The following is a 23,935-nucleotide window of genomic DNA, read 5'->3' as shown; positions in this document are numbered from 1 at the left end:
TCCATGGGGACTAGCCGCGGACCGGACGATCGTCCAGGGTGCCGAGATCGGAGGCTTCGGGGGCGGGAATGACCTTGATCGCCGAGCCCTGCTTCAGGCCCCCCTGGCCCGCCACGATGACCTGCTCGCCCGCCTTCACGCCCGACAGGGCCTCGACCCGGCCCCCCTCTTCGAGGCCGAGCGAAATGGTGCGTTTCTCGGCCACCCCGCCGTTGACGACGAACACGTACGCGTCCTGCAGCTCGCGGACGACCGCTTCCCGCGGCACCAGGATCGCCTGCGGGCGGGTCTCGCGCACGATGTCGATCGTGACGAAGGCCCCCGGCCGCACCTCGTCCGGCGGCGCGGTGGCCTCGATCGTCAGCTTGACCGTGCCGGTCCCCGTGTCGACGACCGGGCTGATCTGGCGGATGCGCCCGTGGAACCGGGTCGTGTCGTTCGCCTTCAGGGTGATGCGCACGTCGCGTCCTTCCTTGAGCCCGAAGACGTCCTTCTCCGGCAGGAAGATCCTGGCGACCAGGGGATCGAAATCCGACACGGTGAACAGCTGCTCCCCCGGGTGGAGGTGCTGGCCGAGCTTCACGAAGCGCTCGGTCACGCGGCCTCCGAACGGCGACCGGATCGTCGTCTTCTCGAGGCGCCACTTCGCCTCGGCCAGCTCCTGCTGGGCGATCTGGTTGTCGAGGGAGTCCTTGTCGTACTGCTCCCGGCTGATCAGGTTGCTGGCCAGCTCCTGCTGCGCCCGCTCGAAATTGATCCGGGCGTTCTCGAGCCGGACCTGGGCCTTCTTGAGGGAGATCTCGGCGTCGTCCTTGACCAGCTGAGCCAGGACCTGGCCCTTCGCCACGCGGTTCCCCTCCTCGACCAGCAGCTGCGCCACCCGGCCATCCGCCTCGGCCAGGACCTTGACCTCGTTCTCGGGCACCAGGTTGGCCGTGGAGGAGATGTACGAGGAGACCGCCCCGGTCGCGATCGGCGCCACGCTGACCGGGATGGGGGCCTTCTCCTTGTCGTCCTCCTTGGTCTTGGTGCTGGCGTGCGCCACGCCGCCGCTTCCCTGGCCCTGCGAGGCGCTCTGGCCGGACGCGCTGTCCTTGGCCCGGGTTTCGGAGCCGTCCGCGGCCCGCGAGCGCTTGAAGAAGATCCCGGTCACCACCAGGGCGCCCACGAGGACGACCAGGATGCCGGAGACGATCAGGAATCGCTTGCGTCGGGATATCGGGGTCATCTGTCTCTCCAAACCTGCCAGGTCAGATACGTCCGGGAGAAGGGAAACTCATGCCGACGAACCGTGTAACGGAAGGGCCCCGCCCCCGGTTCCCTGAAGTTTCGTGATCGAGGAGCCTGTCCGAAAGGAGGCGCCATTCTAACTGATCCAGTGGAGAGATCCTATCCACCCGACGGGGTGTGCTAGGCTCCCGCCGTTCGGGGATCCGGGGGCCCGAAGGGCCCCATCCCGCGGGAGAAAGAGAGGACCCGCTTGGCACACTCGCAGGCGAAAAACCGGCCGCCTCGCGTCCAGACCGGCCTGGAAGTCCTGAAGCAGGCACGGCCCCGCTGGCTGCGCGGTCGGCGTGTCGGCCTCCTCATGCACCCCGCCTCCGTGACCTCCCGGTTCGCCTCGGCGAGAGCGGTGATCCACGACCTGTGCGGCGGCAGTCTGAAGGCGCTGTTCGGCCCCCAGCACGGCATCGCGGGGGAGAAGCAGGACAACATGATCGAGTCCGGCCACGGCCGGGACGCGACGCTCGGCATTCCCCTCCACAGCCTCTATTCCGAGACCCGCGCCCCCACTCCCAAGATGCTGCAGGGGATCGACGTGCTCCTGGTCGACCTGCAGGATGTCGGGACGCGCGTCTACACCTTCGAATGGACCACGGCGCTGGCGCTCGAGGCCTGCGCCAGGGCGGGGCGCGAGGTGGTGATTCTCGACCGCCCCAACCCGATCGGCGGCACCGCGGTCGAGGGGAACCTGATCCGGCCCGGATACACCTCCTTCGTCGGCCTCTATCCGGTGCCTATGCGGCACGCCCTGACCCTGGGGGAGCTCGCCGCCCTGGTCAACGCCCGGATGGCGGACGGCGCCCCCCGCGCCCGCCCGGTGAAGCGCGGCGACGGCGTCGGCTGGCGCTGCCCCGGCCTCTGCGACCTGACCATCGTGCCGATGGCCGGCTGGCGCAGGCGGATGCTCTTCCCGGACACCGGCCTGCCCTGGGTGCTGCCGTCGCCCAACATGCCGACCTTCGACACGGCCGTGGTCTACCCGGGCCAGGTCCTCCTGGAAGGCACGAACCTCTCGGAGGGGCGCGGCACCACCCGGCCGTTCGAGATCTTCGGCGCCCCCTGGCTCGACATCCGGGCCGTGCGGCGGCGGTTCGAGAAGAAGCGGCTCCCCGGATTCGTCCTGCGCGATCATGCGTTCGAGCCGACCTTTCACAAGTGGGCGAAGGAGGTCTGCCAGGGGTTCCAGATCCAGGTGACCGACCCGGCCCTGTACCGGCCCTACTTCACGACGCTCGCCCTGCTCCAGGACATCATCGCCGTGCACCGCGATCGCTTCGAATGGAAGCAGCCCCCCTACGAATACGTCACCGATCGCCTGCCGATCGACGTCCTGACCGGCGATCCCGCGGTGCGCCAGGCGCTCGAGCTGGGGACCGATCTGCGGGTGATCGAGCGGGCCTGGCGGAAGGAGATCGCCGACTTCCAGCGCGAGTCCCGCGCCTTCCATCTCTATGACTGAGGCGATGCGCGCCTGGGGCTCCTCACCGTGGGTGCTGGCGCCCGCCGCCCTCGTCCTCTGGATCGGGGTCTTCCTCATCGTCAAGACGATCGTCCTCGGGGCGATGCGCCGGGTCGCGGCGCGGACCCGCTGGACCTGGGACGACGTCCTCGTCCAGGCCCTCTCGACGCCGCTCCTGATCGCCATCCTGGCGAGCGGCCTCCTGGTCTTCGGCCGGATCCTGCCTCTCGAGCCGGAAGGGGACCGCGCCTTCGACGTCCTGCTCGCCTTCTCCATCGCCCTGGCGCTCGTGCTCTTCGTCGATCGCGCCGCGCGCGGCGCCCTCGACCGGCTGGCGGCCGGATCGCCCGTCCTGCAGGGGGCGCGCGGCCTCATCCAGGCGGGGATTCGCGCCGTCATCGTCGGGATCGGTCTCCTGATCTTCCTGGACAGCATCGGCATCTCGATCACCCCGATCCTGGCTTCGCTCGGCGTCGGCAGCCTGGCGGTGGCGCTGGCCCTTCAGGACACGCTCGCCAACCTGTTCGCCGGCGTCTACATGATCGCCGACAAGCCGATCGAGCCGGGGCACCTGGTGAAGCTGCCGACCGGCGAGGAGGGGTACGTGACGAAGGTGGGATGGCGCAGCACCTGGATCCGGATGCTGAACAACAACATGCTGGTGATCCCGAACTCGAAGCTGGCCGGCGCGGCGATCATCAATTACGACCTCCCGGACCGGGCGATCAACGTGATCATCCAGGCGGGGGTCCACTTCGAGAGCGATCTCGACAAGGTCGAGCGCGTGACGCTGGAGGTCGCCCGGGACGTCCTGCGATCGGTCCCCGGGGGAGTGCCCGGGACGGAGCCGTCCCTGCGGTTCCTGGACGTCGGAGACTGGGCCATCCACCTCCAGGTGACTCTGCGGGCGCAGAACTTCGAGTCCATGCCCCTCGTCCGCCACGAGTTCGTGAAGCGCCTGGTGCCGCGCTACCGCCAGGAGGGGATCGTCGTCCCCTATCCGATCCGCACCCTCGATCCGCCGCCCGGCGGCGCCGAGGGGCTGCGCCGCGTCGCGCGCGACGGCGCCTGAAGTGTGGGGCCCCCGCTGCCCGTGCAAACGCAGGATCCGGGCACTAAATTGCTCCGAAGGGCGGTCTTGAGCCCGGCGGAGGACGAAATGAACATCACGAGGATTGCAGCGGTCGTGAGTCTCGTGGGCATGATTGCCGCCGCGACGGGCCCGCTGGTCGCAGGGGACGCCCAGGAGGACGCGTGCCTGCGGGCGGTGCCGGAGTCGCTGAGCGGGCAGATCTCGAGCATCTTCCCGTCCTACCGGCTGATCCAGGCGGGCGACTACTCGGCCGACGTCGTGAAGGCGGAGAAGAAGAATCACAAGGGGGGCCCGTGCCTGGGGGTCGCCAACGGAAATTTCGACGGAAGGAACGCCAAGGACTTCGCGTTTCTCCTGGTCTCACCGGGAAAGCCGCCTCTCCTCGTGGCGGCGCGCGCGACCGCGGACAAGGGGTGGACGTTCCAGGAGCTGCTGAAACTGGGGCAGGACGCTCCCGGCAGGAACTACGTCGACATCGTCCCGCCGGGAAAGTACCAGGATCGCCTGGCCGATCGTCCGGGGGACTCCAAGGGCTGGACCTCGAATTACGTGAGCGCGTTCCAGGGGGTCGGCGTCGGTCACTTCGGGTCGCCCGGCGTGGCCCTCTTCTTCAACGGGACCGACTGGGTCCGCCTCAGGCTGGGGAATTGACGCGCGGCTGACGCCGCCGCCGACGGCGGCCCCGCCGGGATTCGGGCCCTACTCGCAGCGCAGCGCGACCATCGGATCGACGCGCCCGGCCCGGCGGGCCGGGATGAGGCACGCCGCCAGGGCCACGAGCCCCAGGACCAGCACCGTCACCGTCAGGGTCAGCGGGTCGCGCGCCCCCACGCCGAACAGCATGCTGCTCATCAGCCGGGTCAGCGCCAGGGCGCCGACGACCCCGGCGGCGATGCCGAGGGACGTCAGGACCATGCCGCGCCCGACGACCAGGCCGAAGATGTCGCGCCGGCGGGCGCCGAGCGCCATGCGGATTCCGATGTCGTGGGTCCCCTGCGCCACGAGGAACGCCATCAGGCCGAACAGTCCCACGCCCGCGAGGAGCAGCGCCACCGCCGCGAAGATCGCGAGCAGCGTCATGGTGAACCGGCGGGGGGCGGTCGACTGCCCGATCAGCTCGTCCATCGTGAGGACCTGCGCGACCGGCACCCCGGGGTCGAGCGTTCGCACCTCGCCGCGCAGGACGGCGGCGAACGCCCGCGGATCGCCGGCGGTGCGCACCGCGATCTGCATGGGGTTCCAGGTCCCCGCGTTGAGGTTCAGATACACGGCGGAGTACGGCGTCTCGTCGAGCGCGTAGAGACGGACGTCGTCCGCCACGCCGACGACGGTGACCGGCGGGTTGGACGCGCTCCAGGGACGGAACGGGCGGCCGATCGGATCCTGGTCGGGCCAGCACCGCCGGGCCAGCGTCTCGCTGATCACGGCGCCGCGAAGGGCCCGCGTCTTCGGGTCGAGGTCCTGCTCGTTCAGGTCCCGCCCGCGGCGGATCGCGATCCCCATCGTGCGGAAGTAGCCGGGGGAGACCAGACGCCACTGCGCCGAGGGATGCTGGCCGTCCGCCGGGACCGGCGCGCCGTCCACGTGCACCTCCATCGCCGTCATGTTGCCGTCCATCGGCAGGCCGCTCGTTTCCGACACCGAGACGACCCCCTGCATCCCGCTCAGGCGCTCGCGCAGCCGGTCGTGGAACGCGAGAAACTCCTTCTCCGACGGATACCTGGTGCCGGGGAGGTTGATGCTGGCGGTCAGGAGGTTCTTCGTGTCGAAGCCGGGGGGCGCGTCGAGCAGCGCCGCGAGACTTCGCAGCAGGAGCCCCACGCCGACCAGGAGGACCAGCGAGAGCGCCACCTCGGCGACGACCAGCGCGCTGCGCGCCCGCTGGCGCGTGACCCCTCCGGCCGCCCCCTCTTTCAGCGTGGCGTGGAAGTCGACGCGCGTCGCCTGCAGCGCCGGCGCGAGCCCGAACAGGAGCCCGGTGAGGAGGGACAGGCCGAGCGTGAACAGGAGCACGCGGTGGTCGAGGGAGATCTCGTCGGCCCGCGGCACCGCCATGCCTCCCGCCACGCCCAGGACGTCGATTCCCCACTGCGCCAGAAGCAGCCCGAGCCCGCCACCCAGCGCCCCGAGCAGGAGCGATTCGGCGAGGAGCTGGCGCACCAGGCGCGCGCGGCTGGCGCCGAGCGCCGCGCGGATGGCGATCTCCCGGCGGCGCCCCGCGGCCCGCGCCAGGAGGAGGCTGGCGACGTTGGCGCAGGCGATCAGGAGGACCAGCGCCACCGCGCCCAGAAGCACGTACAGCCCGCGGCGCGACTCTGCCGGAACGATCCAGTCGTAGAAGGAGCTCAGGGTCACGGTCCAGCCGCCGTTCGAAGCGGGGTACTGGCGCGCCAGGCGCTCCGCGACGCCGGCCAGCTCGGCCTGCGCCTGCTGCGGGGCGACACCCGGCTTCAGCCTGCCGTAGACCGACAGCCGGTGATCGCTGCGATCCTCGGCGGGATCGGGCCGCAGCGGCACGAACAGCTCGTAGGGCCGCCAGTAGAACTCCGGCACGATGCCGATCACGGTGTGCGGCGCGTCGTTCAGCAGGATCGTCCGCCCGACGATCCCCGGGTCGCCGCCGAAGCGCCGCTGCCACAGACCGTGGGTCATCAGGACGACGCGCTCCCCGTGGCCCGTCGCGTCCTCCTCCGGCAGGAAGCCGCGCCCCATCTCCGGACGCACCCCGAGCATCGGAAAGAAATCGTGCGTGACCGCCATGCCCGGGATGCGTTCCGCCTCGCCGCCGCCGGTCAGGTTGAGCGGGCGGGTGGTCGAGGCCGCGAGCCGTTCGAACGAGACGCTCTGGGCGCGCCAGTCGAGGAAGTTCGGCTGCGAGCCGGAGAAGGTCGGCCAGCCGCGCTGCGGGTTGCTCTCCCAGATGCGCACCAGCCGCCCCGGCTCGGCGTAGGGCAGCGGCCGCAGCAGCACCGCGTTGAGGATGGTGAACACCGCCGCATTCGCCCCGATCCCGAGCCCCAGCGTGATCAGGACCGCCGCCGTGAAGCCGGGGTTCTTGAACAGCAGGCGGATCGCATGGAGCACGTCGGCCGCGAGCTGCGAGGCGATCAGGCCGGCCGTCGCTCGGGCCCCCTGCCTGGCCGCCACGGAGCCGCCCGCGCCGCGCGAACCCGCGCTCTCCAGTCCGTCCAGGACGCGCTGATCGAGGCCATGGCGGCTGAGGGTGTCCGATCGGGCGATGTCGCGCGCCAGCGCCTGCCAGTCCCGGACCTCGCGCTTCGCCGCGGCCTCCGCCTCCTCCGAGGAGGCGCCGCGCTCCATGGCGCCCCGATGGAGATCTTCCATGTGCTGCGCGACGGCCTCGACGATCTCGGCTTCCCGCTCCGGACGCAGGTCCGGCAGGCGCAGCCGTTCCCGGACGTACGCCTGCCAATCAGGCATGGCCGCGTCCCACCACGCGATTGACCGCCGCCATGAATTCCCTCCAGGTCACCCGCTCCTGCAGGAGGACGCGCCGGCCGTCGGGGGTGAGCCGGTAGAACCGGCGGCGCCGCTCTCCGGGCCGTTCCAGCCAGCGCCCCCGGATGAGACCGCGGCTCTCGAGCCGGCACAACATCGGATAGAGCGAGGCGATCCGCAGCAGGAGCTTCCCGCGCGACCGGCGCTCGATCATCTTGCCGATGTCGTAGCCGTGCCGCGGCCCGGTCTCGAGCAGCGACAGGATCAGCAGCTCCGTGCTCCCCTTCTTCAGCTCGCGACTGAACATCCGCGCCTCCAACTTGGTGACACGATATATCGGTTTGCAGTATATATGGACAAGCGGGCCGGTTGTCAAGGACCGATTGTTCGCTGCGGCCGCCGGTGGCGACGCGGAGCCGGCCCGTCAGCGCTTCAGGGAGGACATGTCGACGACGAAGCGGTACTTCACGTCCCCTTTCTCCAGCCGGTCGTACGCTTCGTTGATCGTCTGCATGGATATCACCTCGACATCGGCCGTGATCCCGTGATCGGCGCAGAAGTCGAGCATCTCCTGGGTCTCCCGGATGCCGCCGATCATCGAGCCCGCGAGCCGGCGCCGGCCGGACAGCAGACTGAACGCACGCACCGGCAGCGGAGTCTCCGGCGCTCCCACCAGGGTCAGGGCGCTCTCCCGCTTCAGGAGCTCGAGATAGGCGCTCACGTCGTGGACGGCCGAAACCGTGTCCAGGATGAAATCGAAGCTGCCGAGATGCTTCTGCATCGCCGCGGCGTTCCCGGAGAGCACCACGTCGTGGGCCCCCAGCCGGACCGCGTCCTCCGCCTTTTTGGGCGAGGAGGTGAACACGACGACCCGGGCGCCGAACGCGCCGGCGAGCTTCACGGCCATGTGCCCCAGCCCGCCGAGGCCCACGACACCGACCTTCTGCCCCTTGCGGACGTTCCATTGCCTCAGGGGCGAGTAGGTGGTGATGCCCGCACACAGGAGGGGCGCCGTCCCGGCCGGGCCCAGCCTGTCCGATACCTGAAGCGCGAAGGCCTCGTCGACGACCAGACTCTCGGAGTAGCCGCCGTAGGTGACGCCCCCGAGGTGCTGGTCCGTGGAGTTGTAGGTGAAGGTCGCCTGGTTTTCGCAGAGCTGCTCCAGCCCTTCCCGGCATGCGGGGCAGGCGCGGCACGAGTCGACCATGCAGCCCACCGCCGCCAGGTCGCCTTCCTTGAACTTCCGGACGGCGCCGCCCGCCTTCGACACCCGACCGACGATCTCGTGGCCCGGGACGCACGGATAGACCGTCGGCATCGTGTTCTGCCACTCGCCCCGCACCTGGTGCAGATCCGAGTGGCAGACCCCGCAAAAGAGCACGTCGATCTGCACGTCCCGCGGCCCCGGGGCGCGGCGCCTTATGGTGGTCGGCGCGAGCCCCGAGCCTGCGCCCGTGGCGGCATAGGCTCTCGCCTCGTACGGCCTGGCCGCCGCTGCGGCACCTTCCCCCCGCGTGGTCTGTCTCGTCTCGCTCATGACGGTCCTCCTTCTCGATGCCATGCAGTCTACCGCGCCGCTGCGATCGGATAGAATCGGGCCGCCATGCCCGACATCCTGTACCTGTCGCGCGGCGACGTCGAGGCGGCGCGCGTGCCGATGAAGGCGATCATCGAGCGCCTCGAGGCCGCCTTCCGCGAGAAGGGGCAGGGGCGTGTCGAGATGCCTCCCAAGCCGGGGATCCACCCCGGCCCTCGCGGGAGCGACAACTTCATCCACGCCATGCCCGCCTCGATCCCGGCCCTGGGGGCCGCCGGCGTGAAGTGGGTCAGCGGCTTCCCCGGGAACCAGAAGCTCGGGCTTCCTTATATATCGGGCCTGCTCATTCTGAACGACCCGGAGACTGGCCTGCCGAAGGCGATGATGGACGCGACCTGGATCACGGCGATGCGCACCGGCGCCGCCACCGCCGTGGCCGCGAAGCACCTGGCGCGCCCCGGCGCCTCGACCTTCGGCATCCTCGGCTGCGGCGTGCAGGCGCGCACCAACCTCGAGGCGGTGGCCGCGGTGCTGCCGTCCCTGCAGGAGGTCCGCGCCTACGACATCCACCCCGACAGGGTCGCGCAGTACTGCGAGGAGATGACGAAGGCGCATCCGACGATCCGCTTCCGGCCCGTCGGCACGCCGCGCGACGCCGTGCGCGACACCGACGTGGTCGTCACCGCCGGCCCGATCCTGACGCGCCCGACCCCGGCCATCGAGCCGGGGTGGCTCTCGGAAGGGGCGCTGGGCGTCCCGCTCGACTACGATTCGTACTGGAAGCCCGAGGCGATGGCCGCCGTCGACCGCTTCTACACCGACGACATCCCCCAGCTTCTTCACACCCGCGAAGGGGGCGTCTACTTCCGCGGCATCCCGGACGTCTACGCCGACCTCGGCGAGGTCGTCGCCGGCCTCAAGGACGCCCGCCGCCAGGACCGCGAGCGCCTGCTGTGCATGAACCTCGGCCTCGCCATCGAGGACATGGCGACCGCGCCTCTCGTGCTCGAGCGGGCCGTGGCGGGGGGGCTGGGGACGCGCCTGCCCCTCTAGAAGCCCCCCCTGGCCCGCGGGTCGCTGGTGTATGATCTCCCTTCCAAACCGCACGAGGAGAACTCATGACCCCATCATCCAAGACCACCACGGCCCAGGGACAGGGCCGCAAGCTCATCGAGCTCGCCGAGACCTGGAGCGCCCACAACTACCATCCGCTGCCTGTCGTCCTGACCCGGGGCGAGGGGGTGTGGGTGTACGACCCGGACGGGAACCGGTACATGGACATGTTGTCGGCGTACTCGGCGCTCAACCACGGGCATCGGCATCCCCGCATCGTGAAGGCGCTGAAGGACCAGGCGGACCGGATCACCCTGACGTCGCGCGCCTTCCACAACGAGCTGATGGGCCCGCTGTGCGAGACGATCTGCCGGCTGGCGGGGCTCGAGATGGCGCTCATGATGAACAGCGGCGCCGAGGCGGTCGAGACGGCGATCAAGACGGCCCGGAAGTGGGGCTACAAGGTCAAGAAGGTCCCGAAGGACCAGGCCGAGATCATCGTCTGCGAGAACAACTTCCACGGCCGCACCACGACGATCGTCGGGTTCTCTTCGGAGGACCAGTACCGGGAGGACTTCGGGCCGTTCACCCCCGGCTTCCGGCTCATCCCGTACGGCGACCTCCAGGCGCTGGAGCGGGCGGTCGGCCCGAACACGATCGGCTTCCTGGTCGAGCCGATCCAGGGGGAGGCCGGGATCCTGATGCCGCCCGAGGGGTACCTGGGGAAGGCGGCGGAGATCTGCCGGAAGAACGACGTCCTCCTGATCGCCGACGAGATCCAGACCGGCTTCGGGCGGACCGGCCGGATGTTCTGCTACGAGCACGACGGCGTGAGCCCGGACCTGGTCATCGTCGGCAAGGCGCTCGGCGGCGGGATGCTGCCGGTCTCGGCGGTCCTGGGGAAGCGCGCCACGCTCGGCCTCTTCCGCCCCGGCGATCACGGCTCGACCTTCGGCGCCAACCCGCTCGCGTGCGCCGTGGCGATGGCCGCCCTCGACGTCCTGGTCGATGAGGGCCTCGTCGAGCGCTCGGCGCAGATGGGGGGCTACTTCATGGAGCGGCTGCGCGCGATCCGCACCGACAAGGTGAAGGAGGTCCGCGGCCGGGGGCTCCTGATCGGCGTCGAGATCAAAGAAGAGCACGGCACGGCGCGCCCCTACTGTGAAAAACTGATGGAGCTGGGCATGCTGGCCAAGGAGACCCACCACCAGGTCATCCGCTTCGCCCCACCCCTCGTGATCACCCGCGAGGAGGTCGACTGGGCGCTGGAGCGGATCGCGAAGGTGCTCGCCTGATCGGGGCGAACCCCCCCGCGCGCCCCCTCCATCACCTGCGCAATCACACGCCCGAGTCCCTCGCCGCCGCGCGGCCGGACCTCGGCCTGAACCCGGGCCTGGCCAACCGGATCGTGACGCGCCTGGTCGCCGAGGACCGCGACGACCTGGACGGCGTACGCGGCCTGTCCAAGCCGGCCAGGGACGCCCTCCTTCAAGGAAGCCGCACCTCGCGGCTCGAGGTCCTCGACCGCCGCCGCAGCGCGGTCGACCCCTTCGTCAAGTACCTGTTCCGGTCCGCCGGCGAGACGTTCGAGGCGGTCCGGATCCCCCTGCTCCAGCCGCGCTGGAGCGTCTGCGTCTCGAGCCAGGCCGGCTGCGCCCTGGCCTGCGCCTTCTGCGAGACCGGGCGGCTCGGCTTCACGCGCGATCTCGAGGCCTGGGAGATCGTCGAGCAGGTGCTGACGGTCAGGCGCGAGGGCCCCGAGCGGCCGGTCACGAGCGTCGTCTTTCAGGGGCAGGGGGAGCCGTTCCAGAACTACGACCAGGTCATCCAGGCGGCGCGGATCCTGCAGCACCCCTGCGGCGGCCGGATCCGGGGAAGGAACATCACCATCTCCACGGTCGGGATCCTGCCGATGATCGAGCGCTACACCGCCGAGGAGCACCCGTTCAGGCTGATCCTGTCGCTGACCTCGGCGTTCGACGACAGGCGGGCGGGGCTCGTCCCCTCGGGCCGGCGGTACGGCGTGGCCGCGCTCGCCGCCGCCATGCGCCGGCACGCCGCGAAGGCGGGGGACCGGGTCAACCTGGCCTGGGTCCTCATGTCGGGCGTCAACACCGGCGAGGACGAGGCGGAGGAGCTGGCGCGCCTGTTCCGGGGCGCCGCCGTGCGGCTGTCGATCATCGACGTGAACGATCCGACCGGGACGTTCCCGAGGGCCGGGGACGCCGAGCGCGGGGCGTTCCTGACCGCCCTCGGCCGGAGGGGGATCGGCTTCGTCAGGCGCTACTCCGGCGGACCGGACATCCACGCCGCCTGTGGCATGCTCGCCTCGAGCGCCCGCGGGGGCCGGGAGGCTTCAGGTGCTGTAGAATGGCCTCTCATCCAGCAGTGAGCCCGGAAAGGGAGGCGGCCATGGCGGTCCGGAAGCTGCGCAACTACGTGAACGGCGAGTGGGTCGAGCCGTCCGGCCCCGACTGGCTCGACGTCGAGAACCCGTCCACCGGCGCCGTCATCGCCCAGGTCCCCCTGTCCCGCGCGGCGGACGCCGACGCCGCCATCGCCGCCGCCCACAAGGCGTTTCCGGCCTGGGCCTCAACACCGGTCGACAAGCGCGTGGCCCCCCTGTTCCGCCTGGCGGCCATGATCCGCGACAACCGGGAGGCGATCGCGCGCCAGATCACCGAGGAGAACGGCAAGTCGCTTCCCGACGCCCGCGCCGAGGTCGACCGCACGCTCGAGAACGTGGAGACCGCCTGCGGCATGCCGGTCATGCAGCAGGGGGACAAGCTGGTCGGCGCCGCGCCGGGCATCGACGGCGAGGTGATCCGCCTGCCGATGGGCGTGTTCGCCATGATCGCGCCGTTCAATTTCCCCGGCATGGTCCCCTTCTGGTTCGTCCCCTACGCGCTGGCGAGCGGAAACACTTACGTGGTCAAGCCCTCGAAGCAGGTCCCCGTCACCATGCAGCTGCTCGCCGGCTACATCGACGCCTGCGGCTTTCCGAAGGGCGTGTTCAACCTGGTGAACGGCGACCGCGTCGTGGCGGAGGCCTTCATGGCCCATCCCGACGTGCGCGGCGTGTCGGTCGTCGGCTCGACCCCCACGGCCCGCATCGTCGCCTCGACCTGCGCCCGGAACAACAAGCGCTTCCAGGCGATGGGGGGCGCCAAGAACCACCTCGTGGTGATGCCCGACGCCAAGATGGACGACGTCATCCGCAACATGGTCACCTCGGGGTACGGCTGCGCCGGGCAGCGCTGCATGGCCTCCTCGGCCATCGTCTGCGTCGGCGACAAGACCTATCGCGACGTCGCCGACCGGTTCGTGCGCGCCTCGCGCGAGGTGATCGTCGCCAACCCGCTCGACCCGAAGGTCGCCGACCAGGCGATGGTGATGGGGCCGGTGATCTCCGCCAAGGCGAAGGATTTCATCCTCAAGATGATCGACGCCGGCGTCCGCGAGGGGGCGGCTCTCGCCCTCGACGGCCGGGGCGTCAAGGTGCCCGGTTGCGAGAAGGGGCACTTCATCGGCACGACGGTGTTCACCGGCGTCAAGCCGGGCATGACAATCCACCGGACCGAGATCTTCGGGCCGGTGCAGGTGATCCTCGCGGCCTCGACCCTCGACGAGGCCATCCGGATCGTCAACGACCACGAGTACGGCAACGGCGCGTCGATCTACACCCAGAACGGCTACTACGCGCGCAAGTTCAAGCTCGAGGCGCAGGTGGGAATGGTCGGCGTCAACGTCGGCATCCCCGCCCCGGTCGCCTACCTGCCGTTCGGCGGCATGAAATCGTCGCAGTTCGCCGACATCAAGGCGCAGGGCAGGGCGGTCGTCCACTTCTTCACGCAGGACAAGATCGTCACCGAGCGCTACTGGCCGGAGGCCTGACCGGCCGTTCATTCATCCCACGGAGGTACGCCGCATGTCGGAAGCGATCAGCCCGCTGAAGCTGGGACAGGTCGTCCCGGAGTTCGAGCTCGAAACCTACGATCCCGCCAAGGATGACTTCGGCAAGGTCCGCCTGCAGGACCAGATCGCCGCGAAGCGATGGACGGTCCTGTTCTTCTACCCCGCCGATTTCACCTTCGTCTGAGCGACCGAATTCGCTGCTCTGGCAGAGCAGCACGAGCGGTTCGTGAAGATGGGGTGCGACATCATCACGGTCAGCGCCGACACCAAGTTCGTCCACCTGGCCTGGAAGAAGAGCGAGAAAGAGCTGGCCGGAGTCCGTTATCCGATGGCCTCCGATCCGACGGGCAGGATCGGCCGGATGTTCGGGGTCTACGACGAGGCGACCGGGCTGAACCTGCGCGGGACCTTCATCATCAATCCCGAGGGGAAGCTCCTGAATGCGGAGGTGAACTTCTACAACCTCGGCCGCAACATCGACGAGCTGATGCGGAAGTTCAAGGCCAACATCTACATGGCCCGCAAGGCCAACGAGGTCTGCCCGTCCAAGTGGAAGGACGACGGGGACAAGACCTTGGTGAACCCCGGCGCCAAGATGGTCGGCAAAGTCCACGAAGCGCTGAATTCCTGATCACCTGGAGCTCCTGCTCGCGTCGCCGCGTCGAGCCCTCGGGGGCGAGGATGCGCTGGATCGTTTCGGCCTGCATGCTCGTGGCGTGCGGCGCCACCGCCGCCCATGCCTCGACGGAGGAGGTGGCCGTCCTGACGACGCCGCAGGGCGAGATCGTCTGGCGGTTCCTCGATGGCGACGCCCCCGGCCACACGGCCTACGTTCGCGATCTGATCCACCGGGGCTTTTACGACGGGACGACGTTCCACAGGGTCATCCCCCATTTCGTCGTCCAGGGAGGGGATCCGAACTCGAAGAACGCCGACCGCTCGGACGACGGCGAGGGGGAGGGGGACCTCAGGCTCAAGGCGGAGTTCAGCACGGCCCTGCACTACCGTCCGGGGACCGTCGGCATGGCGCGGGACGCCGACCCCGACTCCGGGTCCTGCCAGTTCTTCATCGCCCTCGAGGACCTGCCGCGTCTCGATGGCCGTTACACGATCTTCGGCGAGGTCGTCGCCGGCCTCGACGTGGCCCGTCGGATCGCCGATCTGCCGCGCGATCTCAACGACAATCCCCTCGATTCGGTGAGGGTCACGGCCCGCCTGGAGAAACGGAAGGTCCCTGATGGGGTCGTGTCCCGCCGGCCGGGGGGCGCCTCGGGCGAGGTGCTCACCGGTCCCGGCAAGCCGAAGCCTTACGACCCCGGGAACCTCCTGTGGAAGCCGCCGGAGATCGAGCCCGCCGCGCCGCAGGGGGGTCGCGCGTCCGGCGAGACGTCGCGACTTGAGCTGGCGGTGGCGGAGGACGGCGCGGTCCTGGACGTCCGTTTCCCCGAGGTCTTCACGCCAGGGGCCGCGCGCCTGCGAAAGGCGGCGCTCGGCTGGAGATTCCGGCCGGCCACCTACGCGGGGAAGCCGCGCAAGGTCCGCTTCGAAATCGGCAGCGACGGCTCGGGGCTCGCCCGGCCCCCGGGCGGAGGGGCGCCCGTCGAGCTCCAGGACGGGATCGCACCGCCGCGCCCCGCCCCGCGCGTCGTCCTGCCGCCCGGCCGGAAGCCCCCGGCGAAGGGCCCGCGTCTGCGGCTGACCATCGACGAGACGGGCCAGGTCGCCGACGCCGCGCTGCAATCGGGCTGCGGCGAGGCCGATCTGGACGCGGCCGCCGTGGAGGCCGCCCTCGCCCTTTCCTTCAAGCCGGCCGCGCGGCCGGCGCCGGGCGGAGGCGACCCGCGGCCGATCGCGGTCTACCTCGACGTCGAGGCGCGGTTCGTGGAGACTCCTCCCCGCTGAATGCGCGGGAGGATCGTGGGCTTCAGCCCCGCTCGAAGATCTCCTTGGCGATGATCAGGCGCTGGATCTGCGAGGTCCCCTCGTAGATCTGGAAGACCTTCGCGTCGCGCATCAGCTTCTCGACCGGGTACTCGCGCGAGAAGCCGTAGCCGCCGAACACCTGCACGGCGTTCAGGGCGGTCTCCATCGCCGTGTCGGCGGCGAAGGCCTTGGCGAAGGCGGCCTCCTTGGTGTTGCGCTCGCCGCGATCGATCTTCCAGGCCGACTGCCAGACCAGGAGCCGGGCCGCCTCGATCTTCATCGCCATGTCGGCGACCATGAAGGCGACCGACTGGTGCTTGTGGATCGGCACGCCGAAGGCGGAGCGCTCGTTGGCGTAGCGGACGGCGTGCTCCATGGCCGAGCGGGCGAGGCCGACGGCCGCCGCCGACACGACCGGCCTGCTGTGATCGAAGGCCGACATCGCCAGGAAGAACCCCTTTCCCTCCTGGCCCACCAGGTTCGCCTTCGGCACCTTGACGTCGTTGAAGGTGATGGCGCGCGTGTCGGAGGCGCGCTGTCCGAGGTTCTGCTCCTTCTTGCCGACCTCGATCCCCGGCGTGCCGGCCGGCACCAGGAAGGCGCTCATCCCCTTGTAGCGCTGCGAGGGGTCGGTGTAGGCGACGACGAAGTACCAGTCGGCGACGCTGCCATTGGTGATCCACATCTTCGATCCCTTCAGGACGTACTCGTCGCCCATCTTGCGCGCCACCGTCTTGATCCCCTGGACGTCGGAGCCGGCCTGCGGCTCGGTGACGCAGTAGGCGGCGAACTTGAACTCCTTCGTCATGGGAGTCAGGAAGCGCTTCTTCTGCTCGTCCGAGCCGCCGACGATGACCGGCGCCTCGGCCAGGGTATTGGCCTCCATCGCCGTGCCGATGCCGGTGCACCCCGCGGCGACCTCCTCGGCGATGAGGCAGCCGTCCACGACTCCCAGACCGGGCCCGCCGTACTCTTCGGGGATGTGCGTGTTCATGAGGCCCAGGTCCCACGCCTTACTGCAGATCGCGCGCGGGAACTCGCCGGTCTGATCGTGGTGCGCCGCCTGCGGGCGGATCTCCTTCTCGGCGAACTCGCGCGCCAGGTCCCGCAGCTGCTTCTGCTCGTCGGTCAGGGCGAAATCGATCATGAGCCCCTCGTTTCTCGCGTGAAAAAACGCCGCCGGGCGCATCCTCACGCCCGGCGGCGATTATGGTGCCGGCCCACGCGGGGGTCAAGGCGCTGCGTCGATCGGGCCCCCGACCCGGCGCGGCCTACTTCGGCTGCGCCATCTTCTTGATGAACTCGGCGCTGCGCTTTTCCATCTCCTGGGGTGGCACGTCCTCGGTGTGGGTGGCGATGCCCCAATGCTGCCCGAAGGGATCGACGATCTTTCCGAAGCGATCGCCCCAGAACATGTCGGTCACCGGCATGATCACGCTCGCGCCGGCGTCGACGGCCCGCTTGAAGACCGCGTCCACGTCGGGCACGTAGAGGAAGATCGAGCCTGTCACGACGCCGCCCGTGGACGCCGGCGCCTTGACCTTCGGCGCCATCTCGGGATTCTCATCGGTCACGAAGACCATCGAGCTGCCGATCCGGACCTCGGCATGCATGATCCGGCCGTCGGGAGTCGGCATGCTCAACTTGGTCTCGGCGCCGAACGCCTTCCCATAGTACTCGAGGGCGCGCTTCGCGTCCTTCACCACCAGGTACGGAGTGACGGTGTGGTATCCGTCGGGGACCGGCTTGACGGTTTTTGCCATGGAAACCTCCTCCTTCCTGCAGGACCGGGGCAGGGGATGTGATTTGTGGTACGCCGGATCCTACACCCGGCCCGCGCGGAAGGAAACCCTCGAGGCGGCGGCCGCGCCGCCTACTCGTGGCGCAGGGCGGCGAGCGGGTCGACGCGCGCCGCTCGACGGGCCGGCAGGTAGGTCGCGACGAAGCCGGTGAGGGCCAGCACGACCGCCACCGCGGCCAGCGTCGGCGGATCGTGCGCCCCGACGCCGAACAACAAGCCGCCGAGCGCGCCCATGACGGCCAGCGATACCGCCAGTCCGAGGACCATCCCGGGCACCACGATGCGCGCCCCCTCCGCGAGGACGGTGCCCAGGATGTGGCGGCGTTGCGCGCCGATCGCCAGGCGGAGCCCGATCTCCTGGGTGCGCTGCCGGACGCTGTATGACAGAACCCCGTACAGGCCGATGATCGCCAGGAGAAGGGCGGTGAGGGCGAAGGCCAGGACGACGTCCATCGCGAAACGCTCCCGCTTGACCGTCGACCTGACGAGATCCCCGAGCGGCGTGATGCTGTGGGCCGGCTGCAACGGATCGACCTCCCGCAGAGCCTGGCGGACGGCGGGGATCATCGCCTCGGGCTCGCCCGTCGTGCGCACCGCGAAGTTCAGCACCAGGTAGGAGCGCTGCGCGTGCGGCAGGTAGATCTCCGGCCGTGGCTCGCTGCGCAGGCCGCGGAAGCGGACGTCCCCCACGACGCCCACGACCTCGTAAGGATAGGTTCCCGCCGTGCTGTAGTCGACGGACAGGCGGCGCCCCACCGGGTCCTGGCCCGGCCAGACCTGGCGCGCCAGGCTCTCGTTGATCACGAGGACTAAGGGCGAATCGGGCGAGTCCTGCGCCGTGAACCCGCGGCCGCGCAGCACCCGGATGCGCAGCGTGTCGAAGTAGCCCGGTGTGGCTATCCGCACGTCCGCCTGCCGCACGCTCGCCGGATCGCGCGCCAGCGCGGCGTCCCAGACAGGCCGCTCGAAATCGGGCCCGAGCGGGCTCGTCGGGAGCGCCGTCGCGCCGCCCACCGCCTCGACTCCGGGCAGCGCCGCGAGGCGCCGCTCGAGCTCGCCGTAGTAGGAGCGCGTCCTGGCGGCGGAGTTGTACTGGCGAGTGTCGAGGAAAATCGGCATCACCAGGACGCGCCCGGGGTCGAAGCCCGGATCGCGCGCCAGCAGGCGCGTGTAGCTCCGCACCAGGAGCCCCGCGCCGGCGAGGAGGACGAACGCGGCCATCACCTGCGCCGCCGCGAACGCCGAACGCCATTTTCGCGGACCCGGACCGGCGGTGGCGCGGGTCGTCTCGTGCAGCCGGACGGGGAGGGCGGCGCTCACGCCGGCCAGCGCCGGAGCGACGCCCAGCGCCAGCCCCGCCAGCGTGGCGACCAGAAGGGCGAAGGCCAGGACGCGCAGGTCGAGCGCCGCCTCCGACAGCCGCGGGATGCTCTCCGCCCCCCAGTGCCTGGCGGCGCCGAGAGCCACGGCGGCGACCACGAATCCGAGCCCGCTGCCGAGAAACGTCAGGAGCCCGCTCTCCGTCAGGTGCTGGCGCACCAGACGCGCCCGCGAGGCCCCGAGCGCCAGCCGCAGCGACGTCTCGCGCCCCCGCGCGGTGGCGCGCACGAGCTGCAGCCCCGCGAGATTGGCGCAGCCGACCAGGAGCAGCAGCCCCACGCCGGCGAGCAGCACCACGAGGACGCGCCGCGCATCGCCGGCGATCTCTTGGTGCAGAGGGACGAGGACGGGGCGCCAGCCGCGGTTGGTGTCGGGGTACTCGCGCTCGAGCCCGGCCGCCACGGATTCGAGGTCGCTCTGCGCCTCGGCCAGGGTGACCCCGGGCTTCAGGCGCGCCACCGACTGCACGTAGTGCTGGTCGCGCGGCTGATCGTCGGAAAGCCCCCACGGGATCCAGAGGTCGATGCTCTCGGACGGCATGGCGAACGCCGGCCCCATCACTCCGACGACGCGGAATTCCTGCCGCTCGAGCGACAGGCTCCGACCCAGGATGTTCGGGTCGCTCTGGAAGCGGCCGCGCCACAGGCGATCGCTGATGACCACGACCGGGTCGGTGCCCACGGGGGCCGCGGCGCTATTGAACAGGGACCGCTCGGTCTCTTCGGTCGTGAACGTGCGGCCGCGCCCCGCCGGAGCGACGAATACCGGAAAGAAATCGGCGCTCACCATCGCGGTCGGGATCACCACCGCGTCGTTGTCGGCGCGCAGCGTGCGCCCCATCACGTACCAGGCCGCCACGCCCGAAAGGGTGCGGGTCCGGCGGCGCCAGTCCACGACGTTGCCGGTGGTGACGCCGATGCGCGGGATCGAGAGCTCACGGTTGGTGTCCCACACTTGCACCAGCTGCTGCGGATTGTCATAGGGCAGCGGCTTGAGGAGGGCCGCGTCGGTCAGGCTGAAGAGCACGGTGCCGGCCCCGAGGCCGAGGGCGAGCGTCGCCAGCGCCGACACGGTGAACGCGGGGGTCCGCCGCAGCAGGCGCGCCCCGTAGCGCGCGTCCTGCCAGAGTGTCGCCACGAAGGCCCCGCGGCGCTCGTGACGGCAGGCCTCCTTGACCGGCTCGAGGCCGCCCAGATCGATCAGGGCCCGACGGCGCGCTTCGTCCGGACCCAGGCCGGCGCGGCAGTGCGCCTCCAGCTGCTGCTGGACGTGGAATTGCAGTTCGGCGTCGAGGTCGGCGTCCGGCCCGCCGTCCCGCCGGCCCCGGAACATCCGGAGGAGGGCCGCGATCGGTCGCATCTCAGGCGGGCCTCATGACGCGGTTGACGGCCGCGGCCAGCCTCTCCCAGTTCTCCGCCTCGGCGTCCAGCCGCTTCCTCCCCGAGCGCGTCAGGGTGTAGAACCGGGCGCGCCGGTTGTTCTCCGAGTTGCCCCATTCCGCCTGGATCCAGCCGCGCCGCTCGAGACGGTGCAGGGCCGGATACAGCGAGCCCTGGTTGACGCGCATGACGTCGCGCGACACCTGCTGCAGACGCACGGAGACCCCGAAGCCGTGCATCGGCCCGTTCGCGAGCGTCCTGAGAATCAGCATGTCGAGCGTGCCTTGAAGGAGTTCCGTCTTGTGAGCGGGCATCGCGTCTCCGTGCTTCTCCTAGACGTTCGACAGGAGTATACCCGCTTCCTGTCGAATGTCAAGGGGAAAGCCCGGAGCACGTTGACACTTCCCGCCACGACCCGCTAGGCTTCGCGCATGCAGGTCTGCAGGAATTACATCGACGGCGAGTGGGTCGACGCCGCGTCCGGCAAGACGCTCGACGTGATCAACCCGGCCACGCGCGAGGTGATCGCCCGGATCCCCGACTCGGGCCCCGCCGACGTGGACCGCGCGGTGAAGGCGGCGCGGCGCGCCTTCGATCAGGACGGCTGGCCGCAGACCTCGGCCCGCGAACGGGGCCGCATGCTGTTCCGGATCGCCGAGTACATCCGGAACAACGCGGACCGGCTTGCCGAGATCGAGACGACCAACAACGGCAAACCCCTGGCCGAGGCGCAGGGGGACGTGTCGGACGCGCGCAACTGCTTCGAGTACTACGGCGGGGCCGCCACCAAGATCCACGGGGACGTGCTGACCGTCCCCGACAACGCCATGGCGCTGACCCTCAAGGAGCCGGTCGGCGTCGCGGGCCAGATCGTCCCGTGGAACTACCCTCTCATGATGGCGATGCAGAAGGTGGCGCCCGCGCTCGCGGCCGGCTGCGCCTGCGTCCTGAAGCCGGCCAGCCAGACGCCCCTGTCCGTGATGGAGCTCGCGAAGGGGATCGAGGAGTGCGGCGTGCCGCGCGGCGTGTTCAACGTCGTGAACGGCACGGGCGGGAACGTCGGGATGCCGATGGTGACCCACGAGGGCGTGGACAAGATCGCCTTCACCGGCAGCAGCGAGGTGGGCCGCCTGATCATGCGCGAGGCCTCGGCCACCGTGAAGCGCGTCTCCCTGGAGCTCGGCGGCAAGTCCCCCAATATTTTCTTCGCCGACGCCGACTTCGAGCAGGCGATCGAAGGGGCGCTGTTCGGCGTGTTCCTCAACCAGGGGGAGGTCTGCTCCGCCGGCAGCCGCGTCCTGGTGCAGCGGCCGATCTACAGGAAGCTCCTCGACGCCATGGTCGAGAGGGCGAAGAGAATCAAGATCGGCCCCGGCCTCGCCCCCGACACCAAGATGGGGCCCCTGGTGAGCCAGGACCAGTTCGACCGCGTCCTCTCCTACATCGAGATCGGCAAGACGGAGGCGAAGCTGGCGATCGGCGGCGGCCGCGCGAAGGGATTGCCGAAGGAGAACGAGCGGGGCTTCTTCGTCGAGCCGACGATCTTCTACGACGTGGACAACCGGGCGCGCATCGCCCGCGAGGAGATCTTCGGGCCGGTCATGTCGGTCATCCCCTTCGACCAGGAGGAGGACGCCTGGCGGATCGCCAACGACACCCCGTTCGGCCTGGCCGCCGCCGTCTGGACGCGCGACATCTTCAAGGCGATGCGCACCGTCAAGAGGCTGCGCGCCGGCATCGTCTGGGTCAACCACATGCAGCCGGCCCCCGTCGAGGCCCCCTGGGGCGGCTACAAGCAGTCCGGCTTCGGCCGCGAGCTGGGACCCCACGGCCTCGACGAGTACCTCGAGGTCAAGCACGTCTACATCAACCTCGACGACCGGCCGATCGGCTGGTACAAGTAGCCGGCTTGGCATCGCGCCGCCACGCCCCTCTCCCTCCGCGTGCCCATTTTCTGCGCCGCTTCGCGCACAGCGCCGCCGCGGCCGGCGGCCTGGTGGCGGGGTCCCTCGCGCTGGGCGTGCTCGGATACCACGCCCTCGCGGGCCTGTCGTGGCTCGACGCTCTCGTCAACGCCTCGATGATCCTGACCGGGATGGGGCCGGTGAACGAGATGACGACCGTCGGGGCGAAGCTGTTCGCGTCGTTCTACGCCCTGTTCTCGGGCGTGGCGTTCCTCACCATCGTCGCGGTCCTGCTGGCTCCGGCCGTGCACCGCTTCCTGCACCGATTCCATCTCGACCTGGCCGGAGAGCCGGAAGACGGGGAACGGCCCTGATTCTCCGGAAGCGCTGAATCCCGGACGCGGGCGATCTCATGGACTCCAGGCTGCTCGACATGCGGGACTGCCAGGGGGGCGCCTTCACGGCGATCCACCGCGACATGCTGGTGCTCGACCTGTCGCAGCAGCCGCGCTGGTTCCGCCCCCTGCTTCGCCGCAGCGGCATCCTCAAGCGCTGGACCGGCTTCGACCACTGGTCGCGGGCCTGGGAATATCCCTGGGCCGTCCTGGCGGCCGATCCCGGCACGCGGCCGCTGCGGACCCTCGATGTCGGCGGCGGCGGCAGCCCGTTCGCGCTCTACCTCGCCACGCAGGGGCACGACAGCCACGTCGCCGACCCGTCGCTCGATCGCGGCGTGAGCTTCGTCTACGACCGGGAGAAGAGCCTGGTCCGGAACGCCCGGTCGATCCTGAAGCGGTTGATCTTCCGGGCCGCGGGAATCCACGCCCTCTGGGGCCTGCCGGAAGGGCGCGGCCGCGGGTCCGTGCGCTACCACCCGCATCCTGCCGATCGCCTCGCCTTCCCGGATCGGCACTTCGACCGGGTGTTCTGCCTGAGCGTGATGGAGCACATCCCCCGCGGGATCTGGAGCGCCTGCATGCGGGAGTTCGAGCGCGTCCTGGCGCCGGGCGGCCGACTGGTGATCACGCTCGACATGACGCCCGAAGAGGCGGACGAGCGCGTCTACCTGGAGCTGGTGCGGGGCACGGCCCTTCCGCTTCTCGGCGACCCGCGCTACGAGGTCCCGATCCCGGCGGCCGACAAACAGGCGCGCCACCCCGGACACGGCTACGAGACGATCGGCCTCGTCTGGGAGAAGCGCGGTCGGTGACCATGGAGGCCCCTCCGAAAGCCCCCTTGACCTCACGGGAGCAGCCGGGCCCTGTCCGTGGTAGAGTTCCGGCGGTTTTCCGGTACGATTCCAACACTATCGCTGGAGGAGCAGATGCCCGCAAAGAAAGGTCGGAAACCGAGCGCCGCCTTCATGAAGCCTTTGAGCCCCAGTGCGACGCTTGCCGAGGTGGTCGGATCGAAGGCGCTGCCGCGCACCCAGGTCACCAAGAAGCTCTGGGAATACATCAAGAAGCACAAGCTGCAGGACGCCAAGAATCGCAGGATGATCAACGCGGACGAGTCGCTCAAGAAGGTGTTCGGCGGCAAGAAGCAAGTCAACATGTTCGAGATGACCAAGCTCGTCGCCAAGCACCTCAAGTAAGACCCGCCCGCCTCACGCCTGCCTGCGCGGCACGGGCCCATGGCCTGTCGACCGCGCACGATCGCGAGTGTTGGAGTCCGCTCCTCCGCCCGTGGACCGGCCGGACCGGTTGATCACGGGCCGTTTCGCCGCGCGGGCGGAGGGGCTGCCGGCC

21 protein-coding genes are annotated in these 23,935 nt (G+C 70.0%); 13 read left to right on the top strand and 8 right to left on the bottom strand.

Features of this window, described 5'->3' with window-relative positions:
- Window positions 1-10: 10 nt before the first annotated feature.
- Window positions 11-1,228 carry an efflux RND transporter periplasmic adaptor subunit gene (locus tag VGV60_03765; protein ID HEV8700372.1) on the bottom strand — a complete coding sequence of 406 codons (1,218 nt, stop codon included), beginning with the start codon at window positions 1,226-1,228 and terminating at the stop codon, window positions 11-13.
- A 252-nt stretch (window positions 1,229-1,480) separates the two neighbouring features.
- Between VGV60_03765 and VGV60_03760 the strand changes: the two genes are divergently transcribed.
- From VGV60_03760 to VGV60_03750, 3 genes are all read left to right on the top strand, one after another.
- Window positions 1,481-2,743 (top strand): DUF1343 domain-containing protein, encoded by a 1,263-nt coding sequence (locus VGV60_03760; protein ID HEV8700371.1) that lies wholly within the window; start codon window positions 1,481-1,483, stop codon window positions 2,741-2,743.
- A gap of 4 nt (window positions 2,744-2,747) precedes the next feature.
- The gene (locus VGV60_03755) at window positions 2,748-3,815 is read left to right on the top strand and encodes a mechanosensitive ion channel family protein (GenBank protein HEV8700370.1); all 1,068 of its coding nucleotides are present in this window, start codon (window positions 2,748-2,750) and stop codon (window positions 3,813-3,815) included.
- Between the two features lie 87 nt (window positions 3,816-3,902).
- Window positions 3,903-4,487, top strand: a complete 585-nt coding sequence (locus VGV60_03750; GenBank protein ID HEV8700369.1) for a hypothetical protein — start codon at window positions 3,903-3,905, stop codon at window positions 4,485-4,487.
- Between the two features lie 48 nt (window positions 4,488-4,535).
- Here the strand turns inward: VGV60_03750 and VGV60_03745 are convergent, their stop codons facing one another.
- The 3 genes from VGV60_03745 to VGV60_03735 form a co-directional block, all read right to left on the bottom strand.
- Entirely contained in the window at window positions 4,536-7,277 is a 2,742-nt protein-coding gene (locus VGV60_03745) for an ABC transporter permease (protein HEV8700368.1), read from the bottom strand.
- Window positions 7,270-7,602, bottom strand: a complete 333-nt coding sequence (locus VGV60_03740) for a PadR family transcriptional regulator (GenBank protein ID HEV8700367.1) — start codon at window positions 7,600-7,602, stop codon at window positions 7,270-7,272. The genes VGV60_03745 and VGV60_03740 overlap by 8 nt, the downstream gene beginning before the upstream one ends.
- 117 nt (window positions 7,603-7,719) lie before the next feature.
- Window positions 7,720-8,832, bottom strand: a complete 1,113-nt coding sequence (locus VGV60_03735; GenBank protein ID HEV8700366.1) for an NAD(P)-dependent alcohol dehydrogenase — start codon at window positions 8,830-8,832, stop codon at window positions 7,720-7,722.
- A gap of 66 nt (window positions 8,833-8,898) precedes the next feature.
- Here VGV60_03735 and VGV60_03730 point away from each other — a divergent pair, with 66 nt between their 5' ends.
- The 6 genes from VGV60_03730 to VGV60_03705 all read left to right on the top strand — a co-directional run bounded on the left by VGV60_03730 (window position 8,899) and on the right by VGV60_03705 (window position 15,702).
- The gene (locus VGV60_03730) at window positions 8,899-9,885 is read left to right on the top strand and encodes an ornithine cyclodeaminase family protein (GenBank protein HEV8700365.1); all 987 of its coding nucleotides are present in this window, start codon (window positions 8,899-8,901) and stop codon (window positions 9,883-9,885) included.
- Between the two features lie 65 nt (window positions 9,886-9,950).
- Window positions 9,951-11,180, top strand: coding sequence for an ornithine--oxo-acid transaminase (rocD, locus tag VGV60_03725; protein HEV8700364.1), 1,230 nt, complete (start codon window positions 9,951-9,953; stop codon window positions 11,178-11,180).
- Window positions 11,181-11,293: 113 nt separating this feature from the next.
- Complete coding sequence (locus VGV60_03720; protein ID HEV8700363.1) at window positions 11,294-12,277, top strand: radical SAM protein; 984 nt, start codon at window positions 11,294-11,296, stop codon at window positions 12,275-12,277.
- Window positions 12,278-12,297: 20 nt separating this feature from the next.
- Window positions 12,298-13,779, top strand: coding sequence for a CoA-acylating methylmalonate-semialdehyde dehydrogenase (mmsA, locus tag VGV60_03715; GenBank protein ID HEV8700362.1), 1,482 nt, complete (start codon window positions 12,298-12,300; stop codon window positions 13,777-13,779).
- A gap of 34 nt (window positions 13,780-13,813) precedes the next feature.
- Window positions 13,814-14,431 carry a peroxiredoxin gene (locus tag VGV60_03710; GenBank protein HEV8700361.1) on the top strand — a complete coding sequence of 206 codons (618 nt, stop codon included), beginning with the start codon at window positions 13,814-13,816 and terminating at the stop codon, window positions 14,429-14,431.
- 50 nt (window positions 14,432-14,481) lie between these two features.
- On the top strand, window positions 14,482-15,702 hold the full coding sequence (locus tag VGV60_03705) for a TonB family protein (GenBank protein ID HEV8700360.1): 1,221 nt from the start codon (window positions 14,482-14,484) through the stop codon (window positions 15,700-15,702).
- A gap of 22 nt (window positions 15,703-15,724) precedes the next feature.
- Here the strand turns inward: VGV60_03705 and VGV60_03700 are convergent, their stop codons facing one another.
- From VGV60_03700 to VGV60_03685, 4 genes are all read right to left on the bottom strand, one after another.
- Window positions 15,725-16,867 carry an acyl-CoA dehydrogenase family protein gene (locus VGV60_03700; protein ID HEV8700359.1) on the bottom strand — a complete coding sequence of 381 codons (1,143 nt, stop codon included), beginning with the start codon at window positions 16,865-16,867 and terminating at the stop codon, window positions 15,725-15,727.
- 127 nt (window positions 16,868-16,994) lie between these two features.
- Window positions 16,995-17,486 carry a VOC family protein gene (locus VGV60_03695; GenBank protein HEV8700358.1) on the bottom strand — a complete coding sequence of 164 codons (492 nt, stop codon included), beginning with the start codon at window positions 17,484-17,486 and terminating at the stop codon, window positions 16,995-16,997.
- Between the two features lie 110 nt (window positions 17,487-17,596).
- A complete protein-coding gene (locus tag VGV60_03690) occupies window positions 17,597-20,263 on the bottom strand; it encodes an ABC transporter permease (GenBank protein ID HEV8700357.1) in 2,667 nt (888 codons plus the stop codon).
- A 1-nt stretch (window position 20,264) separates the two neighbouring features.
- Complete coding sequence (locus VGV60_03685; protein ID HEV8700356.1) at window positions 20,265-20,597, bottom strand: PadR family transcriptional regulator; 333 nt, start codon at window positions 20,595-20,597, stop codon at window positions 20,265-20,267.
- 117 nt (window positions 20,598-20,714) lie between these two features.
- On the opposite strand from VGV60_03685, the gene VGV60_03680 reads away from it, so the two are divergent.
- The 4 genes from VGV60_03680 (at window position 20,715) to VGV60_03665 (ending at window position 23,781) form a co-directional block, all read left to right on the top strand.
- A complete protein-coding gene (locus VGV60_03680) occupies window positions 20,715-22,187 on the top strand; it encodes an aldehyde dehydrogenase family protein (GenBank protein HEV8700355.1) in 1,473 nt (490 codons plus the stop codon).
- 5 nt (window positions 22,188-22,192) lie between these two features.
- Entirely contained in the window at window positions 22,193-22,561 is a 369-nt protein-coding gene (locus VGV60_03675) for a hypothetical protein (protein ID HEV8700354.1), read from the top strand.
- Between the two features lie 38 nt (window positions 22,562-22,599).
- Complete coding sequence (locus tag VGV60_03670) at window positions 22,600-23,397, top strand: class I SAM-dependent methyltransferase (GenBank protein HEV8700353.1); 798 nt, start codon at window positions 22,600-22,602, stop codon at window positions 23,395-23,397.
- 114 nt (window positions 23,398-23,511) lie between these two features.
- Entirely contained in the window at window positions 23,512-23,781 is a 270-nt protein-coding gene (locus tag VGV60_03665) for an SWIB/MDM2 domain-containing protein (protein ID HEV8700352.1), read from the top strand.
- The last annotated feature ends 154 nt before the right edge of the window (window positions 23,782-23,935 follow it).

This window comes from Candidatus Polarisedimenticolia bacterium (genome assembly GCA_036001465.1).
Classification (GTDB): Bacteria; Acidobacteriota; Polarisedimenticolia; order Gp22-AA2; family Gp22-AA2; genus Gp22-AA3.
The sequence above is the reverse complement of the archived record's forward strand: the minus strand, read 5'-3'. Positions and strand labels throughout refer to the sequence as shown.

Coding starts and splice junctions, on each gene's coding strand:
- VGV60_03765 (HEV8700372.1), bottom strand. CDS start 1,228: ATGACCCCGATATCCCGACGCAAGCGATTCCTGATCGTCTCCGGCATC.
- VGV60_03755 (HEV8700370.1), top strand. CDS start 2,748: ATGCGCGCCTGGGGCTCCTCACCGTGGGTGCTGGCGCCCGCCGCCCTC.
- VGV60_03750 (HEV8700369.1), top strand. CDS start 3,903: ATGAACATCACGAGGATTGCAGCGGTCGTGAGTCTCGTGGGCATGATT.
- VGV60_03745 (HEV8700368.1), bottom strand. CDS start 7,277: ATGCCTGATTGGCAGGCGTACGTCCGGGAACGGCTGCGCCTGCCGGAC.
- VGV60_03740 (HEV8700367.1), bottom strand. CDS start 7,602: ATGTTCAGTCGCGAGCTGAAGAAGGGGAGCACGGAGCTGCTGATCCTG.
- VGV60_03735 (HEV8700366.1), bottom strand. CDS start 8,832: ATGAGCGAGACGAGACAGACCACGCGGGGGGAAGGTGCCGCAGCGGCG.
- VGV60_03730 (HEV8700365.1), top strand. CDS start 8,899: ATGCCCGACATCCTGTACCTGTCGCGCGGCGACGTCGAGGCGGCGCGC.
- rocD (HEV8700364.1), top strand. CDS start 9,951: ATGACCCCATCATCCAAGACCACCACGGCCCAGGGACAGGGCCGCAAG.
- mmsA (HEV8700362.1), top strand. CDS start 12,298: ATGGCGGTCCGGAAGCTGCGCAACTACGTGAACGGCGAGTGGGTCGAG.
- VGV60_03705 (HEV8700360.1), top strand. CDS start 14,482: ATGCGCTGGATCGTTTCGGCCTGCATGCTCGTGGCGTGCGGCGCCACC.
- VGV60_03695 (HEV8700358.1), bottom strand. CDS start 17,486: ATGGCAAAAACCGTCAAGCCGGTCCCCGACGGATACCACACCGTCACT.
- VGV60_03690 (HEV8700357.1), bottom strand. CDS start 20,263: ATGCGACCGATCGCGGCCCTCCTCCGGATGTTCCGGGGCCGGCGGGAC.
- VGV60_03685 (HEV8700356.1), bottom strand. CDS start 20,597: ATGCCCGCTCACAAGACGGAACTCCTTCAAGGCACGCTCGACATGCTG.
- VGV60_03680 (HEV8700355.1), top strand. CDS start 20,715: ATGCAGGTCTGCAGGAATTACATCGACGGCGAGTGGGTCGACGCCGCG.
- VGV60_03670 (HEV8700353.1), top strand. CDS start 22,600: ATGGACTCCAGGCTGCTCGACATGCGGGACTGCCAGGGGGGCGCCTTC.
- VGV60_03665 (HEV8700352.1), top strand. CDS start 23,512: ATGCCCGCAAAGAAAGGTCGGAAACCGAGCGCCGCCTTCATGAAGCCT.